This window comes from uncultured Methylobacterium sp. (genome assembly GCF_964244095.1).
Classification (GTDB): domain Bacteria; phylum Pseudomonadota; class Alphaproteobacteria; order Rhizobiales; family Beijerinckiaceae; genus Methylobacterium.
Map to the genome: position 1 here is coordinate 1 of NZ_CAXTHR010000167.1, position 8365 is coordinate 8365.

At 71.2% G+C, this 8365-nt stretch carries 7 protein-coding genes; all 7 read right to left on the reverse strand.

Translation table 11 applies throughout. The annotated features are described in order from the left end of the window. Positions 1-960, reverse strand: a 960-nt coding sequence (locus tag ACFE86_RS19480) for an ABC transporter ATP-binding protein (RefSeq protein ID WP_375456976.1), incomplete at its 3' end; no start/stop codon positions are given. Beyond that, complete coding sequence (locus ACFE86_RS19485; RefSeq protein WP_375456977.1) at positions 923-1945, reverse strand: ABC transporter ATP-binding protein; 1023 nt, start codon at positions 1943-1945, stop codon at positions 923-925. The genes ACFE86_RS19485 and ACFE86_RS19480, both read right to left, overlap by 38 nt. Beyond that, a complete protein-coding gene (locus ACFE86_RS19490) occupies positions 1942-2814 on the reverse strand; it encodes an ABC transporter permease (RefSeq protein ID WP_375456978.1) in 873 nt (290 codons plus the stop codon). The genes ACFE86_RS19485 and ACFE86_RS19490 overlap by 4 nt, the downstream gene beginning before the upstream one ends. 4 nt (positions 2815-2818) lie before the next feature. Further along, positions 2819-3805, reverse strand: a complete 987-nt coding sequence (locus ACFE86_RS19495) for an ABC transporter permease (RefSeq protein WP_375456979.1) — start codon at positions 3803-3805, stop codon at positions 2819-2821. A 6-nt stretch (positions 3806-3811) separates the two neighbouring features. Further along, entirely contained in the window at positions 3812-5428 is a 1617-nt protein-coding gene (locus tag ACFE86_RS19500; RefSeq protein ID WP_375456980.1) for an ABC transporter substrate-binding protein, read from the reverse strand. 311 nt (positions 5429-5739) lie between these two features. Further along, on the reverse strand, positions 5740-6699 hold the full coding sequence (locus ACFE86_RS19505; protein ID WP_375456981.1) for a sulfonate ABC transporter substrate-binding protein: 960 nt from the start codon (positions 6697-6699) through the stop codon (positions 5740-5742). A gap of 539 nt (positions 6700-7238) precedes the next feature. Continuing rightward, positions 7239-8365: LLM class flavin-dependent oxidoreductase (locus ACFE86_RS19510; protein WP_375456982.1), on the reverse strand; the 1127-nt coding region annotated here is incomplete at its 5' end.

Consider the following 8365-nt stretch of genomic DNA (forward strand, 5'->3'; position numbering starts at 1 on the left):
CGCCGCGGTCCGCAACCGCGGGACCTCCGAGCGGCAGCGCGCGACCGCGAGCGGGCAGCGCGGATGGAAGTGGCAGCCTTCCGGCGGCGTGTAGGGACTGGGCAATGCGTCGCGCAGGGCGGCGCACCGCGCGGTCCGCTCCCGCCTGCGCTCGAGCGAGGGGACGGCCGCGAAGAGCGTGCGCGTGTAGGGATGGGCCGGCGCCCGCCACAGCGCCGCGCGCGGCGCGATCTCGACGATGCGGCCGAGATACATCACCGCGACCCGGTCGGAGACGTACTCGACCACCGACAGGTCGTGGCTGATGAACAGGAGCGCGACGCCGCGCTGCACCTGAAGGTCGCGCAGCAGGTTGAGGATCTGCGCCTGCACCGAGACGTCGAGCGCCGAGACCGGCTCGTCGCAGACGACGAGGTCGGGCTCCAGCGCCAGCGCGCGGGCGATGCCGATGCGCTGGCGCTGGCCGCCCGAGAAGGCGTGCGGATAGCGCCCGGCGGCGTCGGCGGGCAGGCCGACATCGGCCAGCAGCCGCGCCACCCGCGCCCGGCGCTCGGCCGTCGAGCCGCGTCCGTGGATGCGCAGCGGCTCCTCGATCAGCCGGCCGACGGTCCAGCGCGGGTCCAGCGCCGCCCCGCTGTCCTGGAACACCATCTGGAGGCGTGCCCGCTCGCGGCGCATGGCGCGGGCGGACAATCCGACCAACTCCCGCCCCCCGAGGCGGATCGAGCCCCGGTCCGGCTCCACGAGGCGCAGGATGGCGCGGCCGAGGGTGGACTTGCCGCAGCCCGATTCGCCGACGAGGCCGAGGGTCTCGCCGGGATGGATGTCGAGCGAGACGCCGTCGACCGCCCGCACCGTGCCGCGCCCGGTGCGGTAATGGACCGCGAGGCCGTCGACGGTGAGAAGCGGGGGCGTGCCGGTCTCAGGCGCCGAGCGGTGCAGCGGATTGCTCTGGAGCACGGAGTTCCTTCCAGCGGAGGCAGGCGACCCGCTCGGCGGCGGACCCGGCGACGTCGAGCGGCGGCAGGGTCTCGCGGCAGGGCGCGGCGGCGGACGGGCAGCGGGGCGCGAAGGCGCAGCCGGGCGGCATCGCACCGAGCGGCGGGACCTGGCCGGGGATCTCGGCGAGGCGTCGCCTCGGACCCGTCCCGAGGCGCGGGCGCGCCGCGATGAGGCCGCGGGTGTAGGGGTGGAGCGGCACCGCGATCAGGGTCTCGGCAGGGCGCGTCTCGACCACGCGGCCGGCATACATCACCGCCACCCGGTCGGCATGCTCGGCGACGAGGCCGAGGTCGTGGGTGATCAGCACCACCGCCATCCCGGTCTCCCGGCGCAGATCGTCGATCAGGTCGAGGATCTGCGCCTGCACCGTGACGTCGAGGGCCGTCGTCGGCTCGTCGGCGACGAGGACGGCCGGCGTGCAGGCCAGCGCCATGGCGATCATCACCCGCTGGCGCTGGCCGCCCGACAGGTGATGGGGATACGCGTCGAAGCGGCGCTCCGGATCGGGCATGCGGACGCGTGCGAGCAGGCCGAGCGCCCGGGCACGGGCGTCTGCGCGGCTCACCGCCTCGTGCTCGCGGATCGCCTCGACGATCTGCGCGCCGATGGTCAGGACCGGGTTCAGGGCCGTCATCGGCTCCTGGAAGATCATGGCGATGCGCGCGCCGCGCAGGCGCCGCATCGCCTCGCCCTGCAGGCCGAGGATGTCGCGGCCCTCCAGCCGGACGCGGCCGCCGGCGCGGGCGTTGGCGGGCAGCAGGCCGAGCAGGGCGAAGGCGGTGAGCGACTTGCCGCAGCCGGACTCGCCGACCAGAGCCAAGGTCTCGCCGGGCGCCACCGAGAAGCCGACACCGCGCACCGCCGCGCGTTCGCCGCCCCGGCCCCGGAAGGCGACGGAGAGGTCCTCGACCTCCAGGACCGGCGGAAGGCCGCGCGCGCTCACCGCCCCTCCCGCTTCCGGTCGAGGGCGTCGTTGAGCCCGTCGCCGAGCAGGTTGAGGCCGAGCACGGCCGTCACGATGGCGAGCCCCGGCACGGCCGCCACGAACCAGTCGGTGCGGATCACCTCGCGCCCGGCCCCGACCATGCCGCCCCAACTGACGACGTTCGGATCGCCGAGGCCGAGGAAGGCGAGGCTCGACTCGGCCAGGATGGCGTTCGCCACCAGGATCGAGGCGGAGACGATCACCGGGGCCGACACGTTCGGCAGGATGTGCAGCCCGACGATGCGCAGATCCGAGGCGCCGATCACGATCGAGGACTGGACGAGGTCTCCGTCCCGCAGGCGCAGGACCTCCGCGCGCACCAGCCGGGCCAAAGCCGGCCAGCCCGTGAGCCCGATCGCCAGGACGATCGTCGGGATGGAGGGCTGCAGCACCGCCACGATCGCGAGTGTGAACAGGAAGGGCGGGATGGTCTGGAACAGCTCGGTGAGCCGCATCAGGGCGGCCTCGGTGCGGCCGCCGTAGTACCCTGCGGCCGCGCCGATCCCGACGCCGATGACGAGGGCGACCAGCGTGGCGACCACGCCGATCAGGAGCGAGATCTGGGCGCCGTAGGCGATGCCGGCGGAAAGATCGCGGCCCAGCATGTCGGTCCCGAGGGGGAAGGCCGGATCGGCGCCCGGCCATTGCAGCGGCGTGCCCACCATGTCGAGGGGATCGCCCGGGTAGAGGACGGGCGCGGCAAGGCCCATTCCGGCGACGAGGCCGAGGAGGACGAGGCCGAGAACGGCCGAGGGGCGCCGCACGAGGCGGGCGAGGAGCCCGGCCGGATGCCGCCGGGACGCGGCGAGGGGAAAGAGGGCCGCCATCGCCTCAGGACCGCGCGGTGCGCGGGTCGAGCACGCGATAGAGGAGGTCGACCGCGAGGTTGGCGAGGACGACCACCACCGAGCTGCAGAGCAGGATGCCGAGCAGCAGGTTGAGGTCGCGCTGGAACAGCGCCTCGAAGGCGAGCCGCCCGAGGCCCGGCCAGGCGAAGACGGTCTCCACCAGCACGGCGCCGCCGAGGATCGAGCCGAGCTGTAGCCCGAGCTGCGTCACCACGGGCAGGAGCGCGTTGCGCAGGACGTGACGGCGCGCGATCCGGCGCGGCCGCACGCCCTTGGCCACCGCCGTGCGCACGTAGTCCTGCCCGTAGGCTTCCAGCATCGCGGCGCGGGTCAGGCGGGCATAGACCGCGAGGTAGTACAGGCCGAGGGTGAGGGCCGGGAGCACGAGGTGGCGGGCGACATCGCCGGCATAGGCCAACCCGATGAGGCCGGCCTCCACCTGCGCCATGCCGCCCACCGGCAGCCAGTCGAGCCAGACCGAGAACACGACGATCAGCATCACGCCGATCCAGAACACGGGGGTGGCGTAGAACAGCAGCGCGAGGATCGAGATCGCGGTGTCGAGGGGCCGGCCGGCGTGGCGCGCGGCGGCAAAGCCCAGCGCCCCGCCGACGAGGACGGCGAAGCCGACGCTGGTGCCCATCAGCAGCAGCGTCGGCCCGATTCGACCGAGGATCAGGCTCGCCACGGGCATTCCCTGCCGGAAGGAGAAGCCGAGATCGAGGGTGAGCACGCTGGCGAGGTACTTGGCGAACTGCACCGCCAGGGGCTGGTCGAGGCCGAACTGCGCACGCAGCGCCGCGATGGACTCGGGCGTGGCCGAACCGGCCTCGCCGGCCAGCACCTGGACGGCGTCGCCGGGCGCCAGATGCAGCAGGAAGAAGTTGATGACGGCGATGCCGACCACCACCGACGCCATCTGCACGAGGCGCCGGCCGAGGGCACCCAGGGTCCGTGCGTACCGACCCATGCCGGCTCAGTTCGCGCTGGCGCGCGACTGGCCGGGCGGCGGCCCGTCGAAGCGGAAGTCGCGGAAGCTGCCGTAGACCTGATCGCCGCGGGCGCCGTGGCGCAGGTTGGCCGCCTCGACGGTGAAGAACTTCAGTTCGAGCAGCGGCAGGGTCGGCAGGTCCTCCAGCACGATCTGCTGGAAGCGCCGGAACAGGTCGCGGCGCTTGCCCGCATCGGCCTCGCCCTGCACCGCCGCGATCAGCCCGTCGACCTCCGGGTTGCGGTAGCCCGAGCCGTTCGTCCAGGGAATGTTCTTGCCGATCGAGGCCGACCAGTACGCCCGGGTGACGCCGACCTGCGGATCGGAGAAGGCGGCGAACCACGTGATGGCGATGTCGAAGTCGCGGTCGCCGTAGATGCGGCGCGTGTAGCTCGGCGTGTCCTGGCTGCGGATGTTGGCCTCGACGCCGACGCGGCGCAGCGACGCCTTGAGGAACTCGGCCGTCCGCTTGAAGTCGTCGCCGTAGGGGATGTAATCGATATCGAGGCTGAAGCGCGTCCCGTTCGCACCACGCTTCAATCCGGCCTCGTCGAGGAGCGCCTCCGATCGCTTCGGGTCGAAGGGATAGGCCGGCACGTCCTTGGCGTGGAAGTCGGTGAGCGTCGAGGGCACCGGGCTCGTCGCGGGCTGGCCGAAGCCGAACCAGACCACCTTGGCCAGAGCCGCGCGGTCGATGGCCAGGGCCAGGGCGCGGCGCACGCGCACGTCCTTGAGGAAGCCGCGTTCGACGTTGAAGTCGGCAAACAGCCAGGGCGAGAGCCATTCGTAGCCGGTGGTCTCGATGCGGAGATTCGGGAGCGCGCCGAGGCGGGCGGCATCCCGCAGGGGCACCGGGCTCAGGGGTGCGTACTGCACCTCGCCCTTCTCCAGCGCCGCGGCGCGGGCGGCGGCATCGGGCAGGACGCGGAAGACGACCTTGTCGAGATGGGGCTTGCCCGGGTCCCAGTAGTTCGGGTTGCGCTCCAGCACGATGTGGTCGCCCCGGCTCCACGCCTTGAACACGAAGGGGCCGGTGCCGACCGGCTTGTTGTTGTAGGGGTTCGAGAGCACGTCCGTGCCCTCGTAGAGGTGCTTGGGCAGGACCTGCGCGCCGTTGCTGTTGAGCGACGACAGGATCGCCGGCGAGGGCTGGCTGAGGCGCAGGATCACGGTGAGCGGATCGGGCGTCTCGACACCCGTCACCTTGCCGAAGGTGATCTGGTTGCGCGGGTGGATCTTGGTCCAGACGTTCTCCAGCGTCCATTTGACGTCCGCCGCGGTGAAGGGCTGGCCGTCGTGCCACCTGACGCCCGGGCGAAGGTGCAAGGTGAGGCTCAGGCCGTCTGGCGCGACCGCCCAATCGGTGGCGAGTGCCGGGATCGGCTTCAGGTCCTGGTCGTAGTCGACGAGACCATCGAAGATCGTGCCGCTGACGACGCCCGTCGGGGCGGCCGAGTTGATCGCCGCCGTCAGGACCACGGGCTCCGGCTGCACGATCGCCGTCAAGGTGCCGCCGCTTCGCGCGGGCTCGGCGCGCACCGCTGCCACCGTGAGCACCAGCCCGAGCATCGCCCCGACAACGCCGCCAACACGCACCGTCACCATCCCACCGCCTCCATCGAATGCCGGAATAGACTATCCGTCCGGCCGAGGCGTTCGTATGGGCGACAAATGTTTGCTTCACAAGCAAGGGCCTGCATTAAATAATGAAATTCTAAACCATGATCGGAATTTAGGTGATTCAGTTTGAGTATTCGATTGAAAGAGGGATTGCGACTGCCGCGCGCGACCTTCCATGAATCCTGCGGCGGTACGGCCAAGGCCCGATCGGTACCCAGCCCGTCTCGGGACTGTCGGTGCCCCACGCCCGGTCGGCGGGCGCGGGTTCCCGGCCCTGGCGCAAGCCGCCGCGATCAGGTCCGCGGCGGCGTCCAGACCGCGTCGCGGACCTGGATGGCGCGGGGGATGAGCCCGAGGCGGTGGAAGCGGTCCGCCGTCGCCTGCTGGCTCGACAGGATCGCGTCGGAGAGCGGACGAACCGCGAACTGCGTGCGGTCGGCGGCGACCTTCTGGATCGCGTAGGGAATGCCGGTCACGGCGGCCAGCGCCTGCGCCACCTCCTCGCGATGGTCGCCCGCCCAGGCCGCCGACTCGGAGAGGCCCGACAGTGTGCTCGCGACGACGCCCGGATGCGTGTCGGCGAAGGTCCGATTGGCCAGGAAATAGGCCGACACGTCGTGGGTCTGGCCGGATGTGGCGAGGACCCGCGTCTTGCTCCGCGCCTGCCCCACGGCGAAATAGGGGTCCCAGATCGCCCAGGCGTCGACGCTGTCGTTGGCGAAGGCCGAGCCGGCATCGGCCGGCGTCAGGTAGGCGGGCGTGATGTCCGCGAACGTCAGGCCGGCTTTCTCGAGGGCGGCGACGAGGAGGTTGTGCGCACTCGTGCCGCGCCCGACCGCGACCTTGCGGCCCTTCAGGTCGGCGACCGACCGGATCGGCGAGTCCTCCTTGACCAGGATCGCCTCGCCGTCGCCCGAGGGCGCGGCGGCGCTGATATAGACGAGGTTGCCGCCCGCGGCCTGGGAGAAGATCGGCGGCGCGTCGCCGGTGTAACCGAAGTCGATGCTGCCCGCGTTGAGGGCTTCGAGGAGCGGCGGGCCGGCCTGGAACTCGACCCACTGCACCTTGGTGCCCTGCGGCGCCAGGCGCTTCTCGATCGTGCCCTGCTGGCGCGCCACGACGATGAGGCCGATCTTCTGGTAGCCGATCCGGAACTCCTTCGGGGCGGTCTCGGCCGCGGTCGCTCCGGTGAAGGCTGCAAGGCTGGCTCCGAGCGCGAAGAGCAGGGCCGGAACATGGCGTCGTATGATCATCGCGCAACGAACTCCTTCGGGTAAGCATCCGCCGCGCCGGCTCGCGCAGGGTGCGGGAAACGACCGCTCACGGGCCGTGTCGGTCGAGGGCGTCGAGAACCGGGCCGACCCGCTCGCCCCCGGTCCGAAGGGCCTGAACCTTCGACGGGCCGGATCGGCCGGCGGATCGGGGCGGAGGTCCAGCCGTTGGGTGGTGATGTCTTTGGCTTGCCGTATCGACCACAGCGAGGCCGCATCGCGTCTCGGCGGAGATACGCATCGACATGCGGTCATAGCCAGTCGTCAGGCCGGTAATGCATGCGATCGTACTTTATTGAATTCAGCGAGGACTATAGTTTAGTCGCGCTCCCGAAAAACAGGCTTCCGTTTTTTCGAGAAAAACGAGAATGCTCTTTCGATGACGGTCGCCTGCGAGCGCAAAAACCATTCCGGGCGGTCGGAGCGGCGGTACGACCGGCGGCACCCCGTCGCGTCATCCCTGCGTTGCGCGAGAGCCGTGCCCGATCCAGCCGGATTGGACGCGGCTCCAGGCCGAAGGCTCAGGCGAAGAAGCGGTTGCCCGGGCGCGGTAGGCCGAGATGGTCGCGCAGGGTCGTGCCTTCGTAGTCGCTGCGGAACAGGCCGCGCCGCCGCAACTCCGGCACCAGCCGCTCGACCACGTCGTCGAGGCCCTCCGGCACGAAGGGGAACATCACGTTGAAGCCGTCGCAGGCGCGCGTCTCCAGCCATTCCTGCATCCGGTCGGCGACCTGCGCGGCGGTCCCGACCATCTGAAGGCCGCCGTAGCCGCCGACCTTGCGGGCGAGTTCCCGCACCGTCGCGCCGGTCCTGCGGGCGTAGTCGACGATCTGCGCCTGCCCACTCCTGCTCGCGTTGCTCTCGGGGACCTCGGGCAGGGGCGCGTCGAGGGCAAAGCCCGAGGCGTCGACGCCGAGGCGGACGGAGAGGTTGGCGAGCCCGCTGTCGGGGTGGACGAGGTCGTCGAGGCGCGCCTTCTTGGCCCTCGCCTCGCCCTCGGTCTCGCCCAGCACCACGAAGGCGCCGGGCAGGATCTTGAGGTGGTCCGGGTCGCGGCCGAGCGCCGGCATGCGGCCCTTCACGTCGGCGTAGAAGCTTCGCCCCGCCTCCAGGGTGGAGCTTGAGCCGAACACCACCTCGGCGGTCTCGGCGGCGATCCGGCGCCCCGCCTCCGAGGCGCCGGCCTGCACGATCACCGGCCAGCCCTGCACCGGCCGGGCGACGTTGAGCGGCCCCTTCACCTTCAGGAAGTCGCCCCGGTGATCGAGGACGTGCATCTTCTCGGGGTCGAAGAACAAGCCGCTCTCCGGGTCCATCAGGAAGGCATCGTCGGCAAACGAGTCCCACAGGCCCGTGACCACGTCGAAGAACTTGCGGGCGCGGGCATAGCGGGTGGCGTGATCCACATGCGCGTCGCGGCCGAAGTTCAGCGCCTCGTCCGGATTGCCGGAGGTGACGAGGTTCCAGCCGGCCCGGCCCTTCGAGATGTGGTCGAGCGAGGCGAACTTGCGGGCGACGTGATACGGCTCGTTGTAGGTGGTCGAGGCCGTGGCGATCAGGCCGATGCGCTCGGTGAGCACGGCCAGCGCCGGCAGCAGGGTCAGCGGGTCGAAGGAGGTCACGGTGGCCGAGCGGCGCAAGGCGGCCA